The organism is Buchnera aphidicola (Anoecia corni) (assembly GCF_964056675.1).
GTDB classification, from domain to species: domain Bacteria; phylum Pseudomonadota; class Gammaproteobacteria; order Enterobacterales; family Enterobacteriaceae; genus Buchnera_E; species Buchnera_E aphidicola_B.
The window spans coordinates 121056-139166 of the sequence record NZ_OZ060371.1; the positions used below are offsets into that span (position 1 = coordinate 121056).

Consider the following 18111-nt stretch of genomic DNA (forward strand, 5'->3'; position numbering starts at 1 on the left):
ATTTCTATACGTAATGTATCTCTTTTAAAACATTTGAAATCTACTATACAAAGAATATAACCTATAATATAAACACTTATTTTTAATTTTTTAAAAAAATAAAAAGCTTCCTAAAAGGAAGCTTTTCACTCATAAACTATATGATATATTTATATATAATGATTTTAAGTAATTAAGTAGGAATTATAATACAATGCTAAAATTAGTTACTTTAATAAAAAAAGCTATACACTCATTTAAAAATGCAAAAACAATACTTCATTTAGAGAATTCTAGAATATTTTTTTTAGGAAAAAAAGGAGAAATTACAAAATATATACATATCTTGTTATCTCTTCCATTAAAAAAAAGGAAAAAAAAATTTATTATCATAAATAAATCAAAAAATATGCTCTTAAAAATAATAAAAATAAAAAGAGAAAAATTAAATTTAAACCAAATACTGTTAAAAATAAAACAAGAAAAAATAGACGTTTCTTTACCTGGAACAAGAATTAATAACGGAGCGTTTCATCCTATTACAGAATCAATCAATATAATCAAAAGTTTTTTTTTTAAATTAGGATTTAATACTGCTTCAGGACCTGAAGTGGAAGACGACTATTATAATTTTGATGCTTTAAACATATGGAAACATCATCCATCTAGAACTAATCAAGATACCTTTTGGTTTAACTCTAAAAAATTACTTAGAACTCAAACATCTAGTTCTCAAATGCGTATTATGAAGAAAAATAGACCACCAATTAGAACTATCGTTCCAGGAAAGGTTTATAGAAATGATTATGATCGAACACATTCTCCAATGTTTCATCAAATAGAAGGAATTATCATAGAAGAACATATTAACTTTTCTAACTTAAAATGGTTAATGAATGAATTTCTCTGTTTTTTTTTTCAAAAAAAAATTAGTATTAAATTTAGAAACTCATACTTTCCATTTACTGTTTTGTCAGCAGAAATAGATATACAAACTCATCATACAAAATGGCTGGAAGTACTAGGTTGCGGAATAATACATCCGGATATTTTAACTAAATCTGGAATTAATCCAAAAAAATACACAGGATGTGCTTTTGGATTAGGAGTAGAAAGAATTACTATGTTAAAATATGAAATAGATGACTTACGTTCTTTTTTTGAAAACAATCTTCAATTTCTCCAACAATTTAAATAAAATAGGATATTTTATGAAATTTAGCGAATCTTGGTTTCGAGAATGGATTAATCCTCAAATAGATACATCTACTCTTTGTAATCAACTGACAGAAATAGGATTTGAAGCAAATATATATAACCCTATTTTTCTTAATGATTTTCATAACATTATCACAGGAAAAATTATAAATGAATTAAAAGTAAAAAAAAAAAATAAATTAAAATATTTTAATGTTGATATCGGTAGAAATAAATCAATTATTGCATATAGTATATTAGATGATATCTATATCGGGAAAACAGTAGCAATAGCAACAAAAAAATCTGTATTAACTAAAAAACTAACAATAAAGAAAATTCTAATTGCTAAAAATATTTATTCAGAAGGAAAAATTTGTACTTTTTTAGATTTAGGAATTGATAGCTCAAAAAAAGAAATTATTGAAATATCTTCTCAATATCCACTTGGAACAGATATAAAAAAAATTTTTTCACATTTTTTTCCGATAATTAACGTACTTGCTACACCAAACCGTTCATATGGATTAAGCTTATTCACTTTAGCAAAAGAAATAGCAGTAATAAATAATTTAAGTTTGCCATTTATTAAAATAAAAAATACAAAAAAAAATCAAAAAAACAAAATAAATATAAATATAGAAAAAAATTTACAACATGTTGTTAAATATTGTGGAAAAAAAATAAAAAACATAAATTTAAAAAAAGAAACTCCATTTTGGCTAAAAGAAAGACTTAGATTTTCTGAAATTTTACCTAAAAAAAATATTTTAGACAACATTATTAACTATGTTTATATCGAATTAGGACAACCAGTTCATATCATAAATTCTTCGCTAATAAAAAATGAATTATTTATTCGACATCCTAAAAAAAAAGAAATAAAAAAATTGCATGCAGAAAAAAAAATTATTCTTTCAAAAACATCTATAGTCGTATCTAATGCAAAAAACATATTGTCATTAGGAAACAATCTAAATGAAAACACATTTCATATGCAAAAAAGATCTACAAATATATTTATAGGATCTATCTTTTTAAAACCATATTCTTCATTTCATAATTTAAATAAAAACGACATCTTTTCACAAAACAACTACCGTATATATGAATATAGCACCGACTACGGATTACAAACTAAATTAATCAACTATACTAGTTCATTAATAGTTAATTTATGTGACGGTATAGAACAATCAATAAATTTAAGTCATAACAATACCATTCATTACGAACGTATTAAAATAAACATACAATTAAAAAACTTCAATAAATTATTAGGCTGTCATATACAAAAAAATGTTATATTTAAAATTTTACAAAAAATAGGGTATGAAATACTTCAAAATGATAAAACAATAACTGTTATAGTTCCAAACTGGCGATATGATATAAAAATAGAAGAACATGTTATAGAAGATTTTTTGCGAATATATGGATATAAAAAAATTGATTATTTACCTATTAAATATCATACGTATAAAAGTCAAAAAAACTGTAAAAAGTTTAATTTACACAGAATTAAATATCTTTTGATAGATAAAGGATATTATGAAGTAATAACATACGGATTTGTTGATCCTAATATGCAAAATCTTTTTTTTACAAACAATAATTACTTAACAATAAAAAACCCAATCTCTAAAGAACTATCTACTATGAGACAATCAATGTGGATAGGATTATTATCTTCGATCGAATATAATCAAAATCGCCAAAATCATTCTCTACGATTTTTCGAAAGTGGAATTTGTTTCATAAAAGAAAACACAAAAGAATTAAAAGTAAAAGAAATACATGTTCTATCTGGCGCTATTAATGGATTATTCTATCCTACTAACTGGGATGGAAAAAATAGAACATATAACTTTTATGACTTAAAAGGAGATGTAGAATCTATTTTAGAATTATGTGTTAATATGAAAAAAATAGAATTTTTACCTGCTAAAATAACAGGATTACATGCTGGAAAAAGTGCTTATATATACATTAATAAAACTATTATTGGAAAAATTGGCGAATTAGATCCTCGAATAAGTAAACAATTTAATTTAAAAAATTCAACTGTTTTATTTGAATTGTTTTTAGATAAAATAAAAGAAAAAAAAACAAAAGTTATTCATGCAATATCTCAATATCCTACTATTCAAAGAGATATATCTATAATGTTACCTATGTTCACTTTATCAAGCAATATTATTAAAACTTGTATTAAAATAATAGATAATAATTTAACAAAAATACATATAACTGATGTCTACTATGGAAATCATATTCAAAAAAATAAAAAAAGTTTAACAATAAAATTTATATTTCAACATTATAAAAAAACGTATACTAATCGTGAAATTGATACAATTATTAATAATTGTATACATATTTTAGAAAAAAAATATAAAGCAAGTCTCAGACAGATATAAAATAATTTAATCATTTTCTATAAAAAATAACTAAATTAAATTATTTTAAATGTAAATTTCCACATATTTACTTACACTCTATACATATTTTTCATCCGTTGTTTAAAACAAAACTATTTATATGCTAAAATTTTATCTACAACAGCTATTGCACAGCTTATATTTATTTATATTTTGTATTTACTTTAATTTTTATATTAAATATAAATTTTTAATTTCAAATGTATACATTCATATTTTAATTAAAATTTATAAAAAACAGTATTCATGGAAAAAAACCTCAATATATAAAAATTGTTTTAATTAAAAATATTTAAATAAAAATTTCTATTTAAAATTTAAAAAATAAATAGTTTTTTACTTATTAATCAATATATATATATTGTTTTTTATATTCAATAAATAATATGAATCTATACTAGATAAATAATTAAATTGAAATATATATTTGTACAAATATAATTGATAACTAATACAGTCTAGTAAAACTCTACAATATCATATTATTTGTTATTTTTAATAATTGTTCAAACAAAATTCAATTTTTGATTTTGAAATAATCTAAAAAATTAATAAATGACTATATAATAGTTAATAACTTATTATTAACTTAACAATAAATTATGTAATATTAACATTTATAATTTTAAAAAATAGTAAACCGTTTTCTTATTAATTATATGTAACATTAAAAATTAAAAAAAAGAAAAATTAACTACACTATTTAGAAAAACAAATATAAAATTTAAAAGAGATAATCTATTCGTCTTAATTTCTATATTTTTATCATTTACTAACACTTTTTTAAAAAAATAGTCTACTAAATTGGTCAATTTGTTCAATAAAAAAAAGAAAGATTTATATTTTTTTTCATTTTTTAAAAAAGTTATTTTATTTTTAATAAATATGAAATACTTATATAAAACTCTTTCTTGTTTATTTTCCAATAAAAAAAATTTTATTTTTTTTGAAATTAGAATACTATTCTTCTTTAATATTTTGTTTAACCTTTTGTATAAATTTATTAATTGAATGAATTGTTTAGAACAATAAATATTATTTATAAAATTTATTTTATTATTAATACTAACAAAATTAATATCATTTCCAAAAATAACAGAATTAATTACAGACTTATTATAATTCTTATTTACATAAAAATTAAAGATTCTATCCAATAAAAAGTTTTTTACTTTTATCATAACTCTATTATGAACTGCATCATTAACCTTATATAAAGAAACTGCAGTACTTATTAAATTATCGATGTTAATATCTAACTTTTTTTTTAATATAATTAAAATTAAACCTATTGAAGATCTTCTCATACCGAATGGATCCCCACTACTACTTACTCTACTGTTTGCAATAAACATTCCTGTAAGCATATCTATTTTGTCAGCAATAGCTAAGTTACACGATATGTCACTATCAGGAACGTCTTCCTCTATGTTAATGTTATCGTACTGTTCTTTTATAGCTAAAGATACCTTTCTATTTTCTCCATCTAACAAAGCATAAATACTACCTATTTTTCCTTGCATTTTTGGAAATTCTCTTACAACATTAGTTACTAAATCACATTTAGAAAGTTTAGCAGCCTGTATAGATAGAACATTATTTTTATTAGTTAATCTACATACATATTTTACTAATCTAATAATTCTTTTGCTTCGATCTAATAAAGAACCTAAAGACGTATGAAAAATGATATTTTTTAAATCTGCAAAACATTTTTTTAATTTTCTTTTGCGGTCAACAGAGAAAAAAAACTGAGCGTCTGAAAGTCTAGCAATTATTACTTTTTCATTACCATTCACTATACCACGTGAACATTTAGGAGAAATGTTAGAAACTAATAAAAATTTATTTATTAAATTGTTATTTTTATCGAATATAGGAAAAAATTTTTGATCTCTTTCCATTATATGGGTGATAATTTCAGAAGGAATAGATAAAAACCTCTTTGGAAAAGAAGCAATTAACACTTTAGGCCATTCTACTAAAGAAGTTACTTCTTCTAATAATTTTTTAGAAAATTTTACAATACCACCAATTAAATCAGCTTTCTTTTTTAAATCTTTTAAAATTACATCTTTTCTAACATAATGATTTACTAGTACCTGTCCTTTTTTCTCTAAAATTAATGGATATTCTTTTGCTTCTATAACTGAAATTACTCTTTTATTCATATAAAAATGTCCAAACGTCAATCTGTTAGATTGCATTCCAAAAATATTTACTAAAATATTTTTTTCATCTAATAACACCAACAGGTTTCTCACAGGACGTATAAATTTTATACTCTTGTTATTCCAACTCATTATAGTTGATTTTAAAGTTAATTTTTTTAGAGAAATTAAAACTATTTTAGAAAATATAAATTCTATATATTCATTTTTATTATTTTCAATATATTCACTATTGGTATATAATTGTTTTTTATATTTTTTATAGTTTTCTAAATCAGAATAATGGTATTGTACTTTTTTTTCATTTTCTTTAATTGTTTTTTTATTTTTAAAAAAAAATAATTTTTTATTTATTCTCTGTTTTTTTTTTAATTCTATAGAAAAATTATTTATTCCATTTACTTTTATAGCTAATCTTCTAGGAGAAGAAAACCATTCTACATTTTTATACTTAATTTTATAAAAAATTAATTCATTAACTACTAATTTAGAAAATAGTTTTGATAAACCAAACAAATTTTTTGCCGGTAGTTCTTCAGTAATTAATTCTACTAATAATGTTTTTTTTTTCATTATTTTTCACTGTTTCAAGTACTTATGTAATTAGAGTATTTTCTCTAAGAAAATAAATATTCGCTATTTTTTTTGAAAAACTTCGTATTTTTAAAATATAATTTTGCCTTTCTGTTACAGATATAACTTTTTTTGCATCTAACAAATTAAAATTATGAATTGCATGTAAAAGATTTTCATATGCAGGAATAATTAATGGATTTTTTAAATTTAATAAACGTTCCGTCTCTTTTAAATACATTTCAAATAAACAAAATAAAGTATTCGTATCAGAATATTTAAAATTATACATTGATTGTTCTTTTTCATTAACTAAAAATAATTCTTTGTAAGTATATACTTTCTTATGCTTTGATAAACCCCATACTATATCGTATACATTATCAATATTTTGTATATGCATGCATAATCGTTCTAAACCATAAGTAATTTCAACAGCAACAGGATCACATTCAACGCCTCCTACTTGCTGAAAATAAGTAAACTGAAAAACTTCCATGCCATTAATCCATACTTCCCATCCAATTCCTGAAGCACCTAAAGTCGGATTTTCCCAATTATCTTCTACAAAACGTATATCTTGTTCTGTACTATGTATATTCAATTGTTTTAAAGAATTTAAAAATAAATCTTGAATATTATTTGGGGCAGGTTTTATTATAATTTGAAATTGATAATAATGTTGTAATCTGTTTGGATTTTTCCCAAATCTTCCATCAGAAGGACGTCGGGATGCTTGTACATACGCTCTAGAAAAAGATTTTTTTCCTATACTATTAAAAAACGTTTCAGGATGAAAAGTTCCAGCTCCTACTGGAAGATCTAATGGTTCAATAATAACGCAACCTTTACTGCTCCAATATTTCTTTAAAATGTTTATTATACTAATAAATGTAATATTTTCAAATTCTTTCATTAAAAATCCAACGTTATTTATTCTGTTAACACTACTTACAGTTTAGTAGAAAAACCCTATTTTATATATAACTCATTGTAACAAAATATCATTTTTTATTTTTTTTAAAAAACTTTTTTATTTTTCTTTAAATTAAAAATAAAAATTTAAAATTTCTTCTAATATAAATATATATATCACTTTATAAGTTCTAATTAATTTCAAATTTTTATGATATTAAATAGTAATTAGTAACAAAAATATTTATAAACATTCAATATTATCTTTTTTGTTCAAAAATTTACTTAAAACTTAACGATTAAATTTAACCAAACGTTATTTGAATGAATTTAGTCTTAATAAAATTTCTGATTAAATTTACCTAATAAAATATTTTGTTTTTAGATTTATTAAATAAACGTTTACATTTTGAATCCGTTATTCAAAACGCTAACAATGATTTTATTATTATATTTTTTTTAAAAAATATTTAAAACATTTAAAATATTTTATTAAATCTCCAAACAATTTTTTTATTTTACGTTACAATACTAATCTAGTTATTAATAAATACAGGTAAAAATTAATGAAATATATTGGAGCTCATTTTAGTACATCTGGAGGAATTGATAAAGCAGTATTTAGAGCAAAACTACTTGAATCTACTGCATTTTCATTTTTTACTAAAAATCAACTTCGTTGGAATTCTCCTAATCTAGATAAAAAAACAATACTAAAATTTAAATCAGCGTGTGATATATGCGAGTTTTCTAATAAATACATAATTCCTCATGCTAGTTATTTAATTAATTTAGGAAACCCTGATACTCAGTTACTACAAAAGTCAAGAATAGCTTTTTTAGACGAAATTAATCGATGTCAAAAACTAGGATTATGTTTATTAAACTTTCATCCTGGAAATCATCTAAAAAAAATTTCTGAAAAAAATTGTCTTAAATTAATATCCTCATCCATTAATTATGCATTAAAAAAAACAAAATCAGTTAATCTGGTAATAGAAAATACAGCTGGACAAGGAAGTTCTGTTGGGTATAAATTTGAACATATTGCTAATATAATTAAAAATACACATGATAAATCTAGAATAGGTGTTTGTCTTGATACATGTCATTTATTTTCCGCTGGATATGACATTCGAACAAAAGAGTCTTTTAAAAAAACATTTTTATTGTTTGAAAAAATAATTGGATTAAAATATCTAAAAGCAATGCACTTAAATGATTCTAAAACTATGTTTAATAGTCGCATAGATAGACATCATAATTTAGGTTTAGGAAATATAGGAAATAAAACTTTTTCTTATATAATGAATGATTCTCGATTTAATAATATCCCTTTAATACTAGAAACTAGTAATAAAAATTTATGGAGCAAAGAAATAAATTGGTTAAAATCTATATGTAAAAATTATTAATATAATTTTTATAAATAAATTATTGTTTTTAGTGTAAATATATAATATTATTTATTTTATATAGAAATTCTAACTGTTCGATATAAACTATAAATTATATATTTTTTTATATTTAATAAAATTTACATATTAAGGAAAATATTTGTGAAAAATTATACATTTAGTGTTAACGCCATGTATAGAAAAAAAAGGGGAACTAACAACAGTAGAAAAATAAGATTAAAAAATAAATTTCCATCTGTAATATATGGTCATGAACCCCGTATTTCTATACCTATTACATTAGACCACGATACTGTTTTTCATTTACAAAAAAATAAAAACTTTTATTTAAAAAATATAAAAATAAAAATAAATTTAGATGTTTATTTTGTAAAAATAAAAAACGTACAATGGCATCCATTTAAACAAAAATTATTGCATATAGACTTCATTATTATTAATAATAATACTATTATTTAACTAATTATTTATATTGCATTTTCCAAATATAGTGAAAAATATTTACTAAATACATTTATATAATAATATTGTATATTAAATTCTTCAAAACATTTAGTTCTGGATAATATTGTAATTGAAAAATGCTAATAGTCAAAAGTAGACATGAAATAATCAACAAAAAAAATGTTTTGTTTATATATCTATTTAACCATAATCTGTTTGTACTAAATTCTTCTCTCCACCATTTCCACAATAAAACTATTATTATCCAAGCTAATATTGGAACAGATAACATTAACCATTTAAATAAACTATTTTGCTTAATTTTTGGACTATTTATAACTATACTTGTTATAATTCCAGGAAAAAAATATATTATAGGCCACAATATACATGCAAATAAATTAGGGATTAAAAATGTTTTTATTGGAACCTTTAACATTCCAGAAAGGACAGGAATTATAGGTCTAGTAAATCCTAAAAGTTTTCCAAAAAATATGCTTGGTACACTATATTTATTTAATGCATATATTGCTTTAACTACAATAGAATTATATTTCTTAAATAGATGACAACGTATTATCCAATTAGAACATAAAAATCCTAAATAATACGATAACCAATCTCCTAGCAAACAACCTGAAGTACTAGAAATCCATGCATAATAGAAATTTATTTTTTTACTCCCTATAAAAGTACCTAGTATAGACATTAAAATCATTCCAGGAAGAAATGATCCTATTATTATAAAAGATTCTAAAAAAGAAATAAGTGAAATAAAAATTAAAATATATTCAGAATGTTCAGAAGTAATATACGAGAACCAGTGTATCATAAATTTTATCTTTATCTTTTATTTTTTTGACATTTCTATAATATAGAACAAAAGACTACTCCAATTCAAATAAATAACAATTTTATTTACAAAAAAAAATTTATTAAATAAAAAATGTTTAACAACTATACTATTAAATTTACTTACATCACATAAATCTTTGTTGAGATATATTATATTATGCTCTCATATAAAAAAAAAATCGTAAAAAATTTGGACAACACTTTTTAATTGATAAAAATATTATTAAGAAAATAATATCTTTTCTAAAAATAAAAAAAGAAGAACAAATAATAGAAATAGGACCAGGATTAGGCGCTTTAACTATTCCAGTTAGTAAATTATTAAAAAAAATGATAGTTATTGAAATAGATAAAGAATTATGCAAAAAAATGGAAAATAATCGTAAACTTAATAATGTAATAATTTTTAATGAAAATGCAATTAATTTTAATTTTGTTAAAATTAAAAAAAATAGGGATAGTTTACTTAGAATATTTGGCAATCTACCATATAATGTTTCTATTCCAATAATCTTTTCTTTATTTAAACATCATCATATTATTCAAGATATGCATTTTATGTTACAAAAGGAAGTAGTTCTTAGACTAGTAGCAACATTAGGATCTAAGTTTTATAATCGACTAACTGTCGTATCACAATTTTATTTTAAAATAAAAATCCTTGAAAACGTTTCCCCAAATTCTTTTAAACCAATTCCAAAAGTAGATTCTTGTTTTGTTTCTTTTAAAAAAAAAAATGATAATCTGTGTTCAAAATACGATGTCAATACTTTAAGCTATATAACAAAAGTTGCTTTTAATCAAAGAAGAAAAACTATTTGTAATAGCTTATCTTCTTTATTTCCAAAAGAAAAATTAATTAAATTAGGAATAAATCCTTTACTACGTGCTCAAAATTTATCAATTAGCCAATATTGTTTATTATCTAAACACTTAAATTTTTAAAAAATAATAAAATCTATTACAATATTTAAAAAAGTAATATTTGTTATTTGCTATAAATTTGGTAAAATATTTACCTTATTGATAATATCATTCATTTAGGTGAACTATGAGTACATATTTTGTTGGAGATATACATGGATGTTATAGAGAATTAGTTTTATTATTAAAAAAAATAAAGTTTTGTCCAAAAAAAGATGAATTGTGGTCTACAGGAGATTTAGTAGGACGTGGTAAATACTCTTTAGAAGTTCTTCGTTATTTATTTTCTTTAGGAAAATCAGTAAAAATTGTGTTAGGTAACCACGATTTAAATCTAATTTTAGCTTACAAAAATAGAAAATATATGAAAAACTATATGAATCAAATTTTTAATGCTCCGGATCATTCGAAATTAATTTCATGGTTAAGAAAAAAACCTATAGCACGAATAAATGAAAAAAAAAAATTTATTTTATCACATGCTGGAATTTATCCACAATGGAATTTGCAAAAAATAAAACTATATACTCAAAAAATTAAAAACATGTTAATAAAAAATAATTTTTTTAATATTTTAGAAATAATTAGAGGTAATAATTCAACTACTTGGAAAGAAACGAATTCTTCTATAGAAAAAATTAAATTTATAATCAACGCTTTTACTAGAATGAGATTTTGCTTCAAAGATGGAACTTTAGAACTCAATAGCAAAAAAAATCCAAAACTTATAAAAAATACGAATTTAATTCCTTGGTTCAATATAAATAACTCTAATTTAAAAAATTTTACTATAATATTTGGACATTGGTCTTCCTTAAATGGAAAAGGAACTCCAAAAAAAATTATCGCGTTAGATACTGGCTGTTGTTGGGGGGGGTCATTGTCAGTATTAAAATGGGAAGAAAACAAAATATACAAACAAAATTTTTTAAAATAAATTAAATTTTTTTATTATTATAAAAAAAAATATTTATCTTTCCAATATAGTAAATGTATAGGAAAAAAAATTAAGCTTGTCTTTTTGTTTCATAAAAAATGTTTGACTCCATTCCGATTTATCTAAAATAGGAAAAAACGTATCTCCATGAAAACATGTGTTCAAACAAGTTAAATATATTTTTTTAGACCATGGTAACATAGAATGATATATAGAACTTCCTCCAATGATTACTAACTCTAGATCTAATATTTTACTGATTTTTAAACCCTCTTCTATTGAAGTGATAGAAATAACATTTTTATGAAAATAAGTTTTTTTTTTACTTAATATTAGATTCACTCTCATCGGAAGAGGTGTTCCAATTGATTCCCACGTCAATCTTCCCATTAAAACAACTTTTTTGATAGTATTTTTTTTAAACCAAAATAAATCGTTTGGAATATTCCAAGGTATTTTATTTTTATATCCTATAACAAAATTATTTGAAATAGCTGCAATCATACTAACCGTCAAAAATATTCTCCTTTCCTGAACAATATTATTAAAATACTTTGTGAATAGATTGTAAACTTCTAACTTTGTAACGAGAAACATCCTTAATGTTTAAAGTCATCGTAGTAGCAAACGATCCATTAATAGTAGAATCAAAGTGAACACCTTGTTGTATAGCTTCGCTATATATTAGCGCAGAATGTTTTATTGATTCAATGCATGAAGCTGTATATACAATATACACATATTCTCCATTTTTTATTCTGTCTTGTACATTTGGTCTATTTTCATACAATTTATTAACTAATCTAGTACATATATTATGTTTTTTTAAAAAATAATGAGTGCCAATAGTAGAATCTAATGTAAATCCGCTTTTTATTAATTTTCTAGCTATATTAATAATAGAATTCTTATCTCTATCACCTATAGATAACAAAACTCTTCCATTATTTTTAATATTTATAGAAGCACTTAACATAGCTTTAGAAAAAGCTTCTGGGAAATTTGTTCCTATTCCCATTACTTCCCCTGTAGATCTCATTTCAGGACCTAACATAGGATTAACCCCTTGAAACTTATGAAAAGGTAATACAACTTCTTTAACAAAAAAATAGTTTGGAATAATTTTATTTAATATTTTTTGATCTAATAAAGATTTTCCACACATAACCTTAACAGCAATTTGAGCTAATGGAATTCCTATAGATTTAGAAACAAACGGAATAGTTCTAGAAGCTCTCGGATTCACTTCTAATAAATATATTTTATTATCTCTTATAGCAAATTGTACATTCATTAATCCTTTTACAGACATAGATAATGCTAACTGCTTTACTTGTTCTTTAATTCTTTCTTGTATTTTTTGAGTAAGAGTATAAGCTGGAATAGAACATGCAGAATCCCCAGAATGAACTCCGGCTTGTTCAATATGTTCTAATATACCTCCAATAAACACTGTTTTTCCATCACATATCGCATCTACATCTACTTCTACTGCATTATGTAAATATTCATCTAATAGTATTGGATACTCAAATTTATCATTATCGCTTTTTCTACTACAAAAATAATTCTCTAAATCTTCTTGTTTGTGAAAGATCTGCATATTTCTTCCACCTAATACATAAGAAGGTCTAATCATTATAGGATAACCTATATTTTTCGCTTCTTCTCTTGCTTCAATAAAATTATTTACAGTAACGTTTTTAGGTTGTTTTAATCGCAATTTTTGAACTATCTTTTGAAAAAGATAACGGTTTTCAGCTAAATCAATTGAATGAAATGAAGTTCCTAATATAGGAACATTTTCTTTATTAAATATTTTTGCTAACCGTAACGGTGTCTGACCTCCATATTGAACGATCACTCCTTTCGGATTTTCTATTCTTATAATTTCAAGTACATTTTCTAAAAATATAGGCTCAAAATATAATCTATCAGAAATATCATAGTCTGTAGAAACTGTTTCTGGATTGCAGTTCACCATAATAGTTTCATACCCATCTTTTCTCAAAGCAATAGCAGCATGCACACAACAATAATCGAATTCTATTCCTTGACCTATTCTATTTGGACCACTACCTAAAATAATTATTTTATTTTTATTCCCACTAGGATTAGATTCACATTCTTCTTCCCATGTAGAATATAAATAAGATGTTTCAGAAGGAAATTCTCCAGCACAAGTATCGATTTTTTTAAAAACAGGAAAAATATTAAACTCTTTTCTTTTTTTTCTAACTTTTTCTTCTATTGTTTTAGTTAACAAAGATATTCTTAAATCTGAAAAACCTTTTCTTTTTATAAAACTAAAAAATTCTTTTGTTATAAACTGAAATTTCATATTTGTAATTTGTTTTTCTATGCTAACAATTTCGCATATTTGTACTAAAAACCATTTATCTATTTTAGACATAGAATATATTTCATCTAATGACATTCCAACACGAAAAGCGTCTGCTACATACCAAATTCTATCAGATCCAGGATTTTGCAATTCATATTTAATTTTTTTTATATCTATGTGTGAATCATTAATAAACATAGAGTCAAAACCACTTTTTCCTATTTCTAAACTACAAATTGCTTTTTGCATAGATTCTTGAAAATTTCTTCCGATAGCCATTACTTCTCCGATAGATTTCATTTGTGTTGTTAATCTATCATTAGAACCATCAAATTTTTCAAAATTAAATCTAGGAATTTTTACAACACAATAATCTATTGACGGTTCAAAAGAAGCTGGCATTTTTATAGAACCAGTAATATCATTATATAATTCATCTAACGTATAACCTACTGATAATTTCGCTGCTACTTTAGCGATAGGAAATCCAGTAGCTTTCGAAGCTAATGCTGATGATCTAGAAACTCTAGGATTCATTTCTATTACTAACATTCTGCCATTTTTTGGATTTACAGCAAACTGCACGTTTGCTCCACCTGTTTCAACCCCTATTTCTTTTATTACAGAAATAGATGCATTTCTCATTATTTGGTATTCTTTGTCACTTAAAGTTTGAGCTGGTGAAATCGTTATAGAATCACCTGTATGAATTCCCATTGGATCTATATTTTCAATAGAACATACAATAATGCAATTATTATTTTTATCTCTTATAACTTCCATTTCAAACTCTTTCCATCCTATTAAAGATTCATCAATTAATAACTCTTTAATAGGAGATAATTCTAATCCAGAAATACAAATATTTTTAAATTCTTCATAATTATACGCTATTCCACTTCCACTTCCTCCCATAGTAAAAGAAGGTCTTATTATACAAGGAAATCCTACTTTTTTTAATACTTCATAAGCCTCAATTATATTATGAGCTATTCCGCACTTAGCTGTTTCTAATCCTATCTTTTTTATTAACTTTTTAAATATATTTCTATCTTCTGCTTTTTTTATAGCTTCTATAGAAGCACCTAATATTTCTACGTTAAAATCATGTAAAATGTTTCTAGAATATAACTCTAGAATACAATTTAAAGCTGTCTGCCCACCCATTGTTGGAAGTATCGCATCTGGCTTTTCTTTTTTAATTATATTTTTAATTACTCGCCAATGAATAGGTTCGATATAAGTAGCATGTGCTATATTAGGATCGGTCATAATAGTAGCAGGATTAGAATTTACTAAAACTATTCTATATCCCTCTTTTCTTAAAGCTTTACATGCTTGAGTTCCAGAATAGTCAAATTCACAAGCTTGTCCAATTACTATGGGACCAGCTCCAAGCACTAAAATAGACTTTATATCAGTACGTTTTGGCATATTAAATCTCTATTTACTAGTTATATATATATATCATTACTAATTTAATTACTTATTGCATTAGATTAATGAAATCGTCAAATAAATGAACAATATCTTGCGGTCCAGGACTAGATTCTGGATGACCTTGAAAACCGAACGCTTTTTTACCTTTTATAGAAATCCCTTGTATTGTATTATCAAACAAAGAAATATATGTAATCTTAATGTTGCTTTTAATAGAGTTATGATCTACTGAAAAATTATGATTTTGAGGTGTAATATATACAGTATTATTATTTATGTTTTTTACAGGATGATTCGAACCATGATGTCCGTATTTCATTTTTATTATTTTGGCTCCACTCGCTAAAGCTAGCAATTGGTAACCAAAACATATGCCGAACATAGGAATATTTTTTTTTAAAAATTCTTTTATTGTATTAATTATATAAACACATGGACGAGGATCTCCAGGTCCATTAGAAAGAAAAATTCCATCTGGTTTTAATTGTAAAACATCTTTGTAATTAGTGTAAGATGGAACAATTAATAAAATACAATTTTTGTTATGCAAAATACTTAATATACTTTTTTTTACTCCGAAATCATAAACGACCACAAAAAATTTTTTTCTTGTTGAAAAACTTTTTTTTCTATTCTCTTTTTTCTTCACTATAGGATTCCAATAATACTTATGCTTAGTAGTAATCATGTCTACTAAATTTGTGTTTTCTAATCCATAAAAACTTTTAGCTAATCTATAAGCATCATCATAATTTCCTATATCTAAACTCATAATACAACCATTTTTAGTGCCATTTTTTCTAATTAACAAAGTTAACTTTCTAGTATCAATTCCAGATATTGCTACAACGTTATGTTTTTTTAAATAATTACGTAAAGACATTTCACTTCTATAATTAGAAGGAATTATAGATAAATCTCGAATAATCATTCCTTTAGCATAAACTTTCATAGACTCTTCGTCTTCAGAATTCACTCCAATGTTACCAATATGAGGATACGTAAAAGTAATAATTTGCTCAAAGTATGAAGGATCCGTTAAAATTTCTTGATAACCTGTCATAGAAGTGTTAAAAACTACTTCTCCTATAGAAAATCCTTGTTTTCCTATGCATTTTCCATAAAAAGAAGTACCATCTTCTAAAACTAATACGGCTGATTTCACCAAAATAAAACCTCTATTAAATTTGCATTAAATTGTATATATGTACGTTTATTTAATTTAAACATTGTTTTTTATATTATTGCTTATAAATAACATGTAGTTATACTTTATAAATATAAACTATTACTAATTTATTATAATTCCTAAAAAAACTTGTACGTAGTACGAACATATAAAATATATTAATTATAGTATTAAATACTATAATTTTAAAACATCATTCATACTAAAAAAACCTTTATCTTTTTTACATACCCATATTGCGGATTTTATAGCACCTTTTGCAAAAATAGATCTATCTATTGCTTTATGGGTTATTTTAATATGTTCATGTTTATTAGCAAATATAACAGTATGGTTCCCTATAATGTTTCCATTTCGAATAACTGAAAATCCTATAGTATTTTTTTTTCTTACTCCAATATTTCCTGCTCTAGAATAAACCGCTATTTTTTCAAAATCATTATTCATAGCGTTTGCAATTTTCTTTCCTAAAGTAATAGCCGTTCCTGAAGGAGCATCTTTTTTTTCACTATGATGTTCTTCAATAATTTCAATATCTGAATCTGAACCTATAGTTTTAGCAACTCTATCTATTAACTGTAATACTAAATTGATACCTATACTAAAATTAGAAGATTGTACTACTCCAATTTTTTTAGATATCTCAAATATATGTTTTTGTTCTTCTGAATTAAATCCTGTAGTTCCTATAACTATTTTTTTTTTATTTTTATAACATATTTTTATATTTTCTAAAGTTTTATCTATAGAACTAAAATCTATTAAAACATCAAATTTATCACATACTTTTTCTAAAGAAGTAACAATAAGAACATTATTTTTTTTTAATTCGTTTAGTATTGGATTTTTATTTTTTGAAATATATTGATCGTTTGATATAATTGCTACTGATAAAGTAATGTTTTTATCCTTATATATTTCTTGAATTAAACTTTTACCCATTTTTCCTAAAGTGCCAGACAATGCTATTTTTATCATAATTTTCCAATGAATTAATATTCCAAAAATAAATTTTTTTATTAAAATTCTAGTTGTCTACAAAATCTTTTTTCATTGTGTAACTAAGTATATTTTAATAATTAAAATTATTAGATGTAATTTAGTATATTTAATACACAGTCTAATTTATTTTAGAAATAAAACTTTATGCGGTTTTTACTTAAAAAATTAAATTAACATATTTATATATTAATAATATTTTATTTTTTATAAATCTAAAAATACAATTTTTTATTTTTAGCACAATTAAACATATTTATTATTTTAAATAATTAAAAAATCAAT

13 protein-coding genes are annotated in these 18111 nt (G+C 23.1%); 6 read left to right on the forward strand and 7 right to left on the reverse strand.

Going from position 1 to position 18111, the window contains the following annotated elements:
• The first annotated feature begins 193 nt into the window (after positions 1-193).
• Both pheS and pheT read left to right on the forward strand, forming a co-directional pair.
• Complete coding sequence (gene pheS / locus AB4W63_RS00540; protein WP_367681080.1) at positions 194-1177, forward strand: phenylalanine--tRNA ligase subunit alpha; 984 nt, start codon at positions 194-196, stop codon at positions 1175-1177.
• A gap of 13 nt (positions 1178-1190) precedes the next feature.
• Positions 1191-3596: a phenylalanine--tRNA ligase subunit beta gene (gene pheT / locus AB4W63_RS00545; RefSeq protein WP_367681081.1), complete on the forward strand. Its 2406-nt coding sequence runs from the start codon at positions 1191-1193 to the stop codon at positions 3594-3596.
• A 695-nt stretch (positions 3597-4291) separates the two neighbouring features.
• On the opposite strand, the gene glyS is transcribed toward pheT, so the two are convergent.
• The gene (gene glyS / locus AB4W63_RS00550; RefSeq protein WP_367681082.1) at positions 4292-6361 is read right to left on the reverse strand and encodes a glycine--tRNA ligase subunit beta; all 2070 of its coding nucleotides are present in this window, start codon (positions 6359-6361) and stop codon (positions 4292-4294) included.
• A 22-nt stretch (positions 6362-6383) separates the two neighbouring features.
• Positions 6384-7277, reverse strand: a complete 894-nt coding sequence (gene glyQ / locus AB4W63_RS00555) for a glycine--tRNA ligase subunit alpha (protein WP_367681083.1) — start codon at positions 7275-7277, stop codon at positions 6384-6386.
• A 565-nt stretch (positions 7278-7842) separates the two neighbouring features.
• On the opposite strand from glyQ, the gene nfo reads away from it, so the two are divergent.
• A complete protein-coding gene (nfo, locus tag AB4W63_RS00560; protein ID WP_367681084.1) occupies positions 7843-8691 on the forward strand; it encodes a deoxyribonuclease IV in 849 nt (282 codons plus the stop codon).
• A gap of 144 nt (positions 8692-8835) precedes the next feature.
• Positions 8836-9153: a 50S ribosomal protein L25 gene (rplY, locus tag AB4W63_RS00565; protein WP_367681085.1), complete on the forward strand. Its 318-nt coding sequence runs from the start codon at positions 8836-8838 to the stop codon at positions 9151-9153.
• A 55-nt stretch (positions 9154-9208) separates the two neighbouring features.
• Here the strand turns inward: rplY and AB4W63_RS00570 are convergent, their stop codons facing one another.
• Positions 9209-9970: a DedA family protein gene (locus AB4W63_RS00570; RefSeq protein WP_367681086.1), complete on the reverse strand. Its 762-nt coding sequence runs from the start codon at positions 9968-9970 to the stop codon at positions 9209-9211.
• A 257-nt stretch (positions 9971-10227) separates the two neighbouring features.
• Between AB4W63_RS00570 and rsmA the strand changes: the two genes are divergently transcribed.
• A complete protein-coding gene (gene rsmA, locus AB4W63_RS00575) occupies positions 10228-10938 on the forward strand; it encodes a 16S rRNA (adenine(1518)-N(6)/adenine(1519)-N(6))-dimethyltransferase RsmA (RefSeq protein ID WP_367681192.1) in 711 nt (236 codons plus the stop codon).
• Between the two features lie 106 nt (positions 10939-11044).
• On the forward strand, positions 11045-11854 hold the full coding sequence (locus AB4W63_RS00580) for a symmetrical bis(5'-nucleosyl)-tetraphosphatase (protein WP_367681087.1): 810 nt from the start codon (positions 11045-11047) through the stop codon (positions 11852-11854).
• 33 nt (positions 11855-11887) lie between these two features.
• On the opposite strand, the gene AB4W63_RS00585 is transcribed toward AB4W63_RS00580, so the two are convergent.
• The 4 genes from AB4W63_RS00585 to dapB all read right to left on the reverse strand — a co-directional run bounded on the left by AB4W63_RS00585 (position 11888) and on the right by dapB (position 17805).
• Complete coding sequence (locus AB4W63_RS00585) at positions 11888-12370, reverse strand: dihydrofolate reductase (protein ID WP_367681088.1); 483 nt, start codon at positions 12368-12370, stop codon at positions 11888-11890.
• A 28-nt stretch (positions 12371-12398) separates the two neighbouring features.
• On the reverse strand, positions 12399-15632 hold the full coding sequence (gene carB / locus AB4W63_RS00590; RefSeq protein WP_367681089.1) for a carbamoyl-phosphate synthase large subunit: 3234 nt from the start codon (positions 15630-15632) through the stop codon (positions 12399-12401).
• Positions 15633-15684: 52 nt separating this feature from the next.
• Positions 15685-16806, reverse strand: coding sequence for a glutamine-hydrolyzing carbamoyl-phosphate synthase small subunit (gene carA / locus AB4W63_RS00595; protein ID WP_367681090.1), 1122 nt, complete (start codon positions 16804-16806; stop codon positions 15685-15687).
• Between the two features lie 198 nt (positions 16807-17004).
• Positions 17005-17805, reverse strand: coding sequence for a 4-hydroxy-tetrahydrodipicolinate reductase (gene dapB, locus AB4W63_RS00600; protein ID WP_367681091.1), 801 nt, complete (start codon positions 17803-17805; stop codon positions 17005-17007).
• Positions 17806-18111: the final 306 nt, after the last annotated feature.

Excerpts from the sequence above, each read along its gene's own strand:
- pheS (WP_367681080.1), top strand. The coding sequence starts at position 194 with ATGCTAAAATTAGTTACTTTAATAAAAAAAGCTATACACTCATTTAAA.
- pheT (WP_367681081.1), top strand. The coding sequence starts at position 1,191 with ATGAAATTTAGCGAATCTTGGTTTCGAGAATGGATTAATCCTCAAATA.
- glyS (WP_367681082.1), bottom strand. The coding sequence starts at position 6,361 with ATGAAAAAAAAAACATTATTAGTAGAATTAATTACTGAAGAACTACCG.
- glyQ (WP_367681083.1), bottom strand. The coding sequence starts at position 7,277 with ATGAAAGAATTTGAAAATATTACATTTATTAGTATAATAAACATTTTA.
- nfo (WP_367681084.1), top strand. The coding sequence starts at position 7,843 with ATGAAATATATTGGAGCTCATTTTAGTACATCTGGAGGAATTGATAAA.
- AB4W63_RS00570 (WP_367681086.1), bottom strand. The coding sequence starts at position 9,970 with ATGATACACTGGTTCTCGTATATTACTTCTGAACATTCTGAATATATT.
- AB4W63_RS00580 (WP_367681087.1), top strand. The coding sequence starts at position 11,045 with ATGAGTACATATTTTGTTGGAGATATACATGGATGTTATAGAGAATTA.
- carB (WP_367681089.1), bottom strand. The coding sequence starts at position 15,632 with ATGCCAAAACGTACTGATATAAAGTCTATTTTAGTGCTTGGAGCTGGT.
- dapB (WP_367681091.1), bottom strand. The coding sequence starts at position 17,805 with ATGATAAAAATAGCATTGTCTGGCACTTTAGGAAAAATGGGTAAAAGT.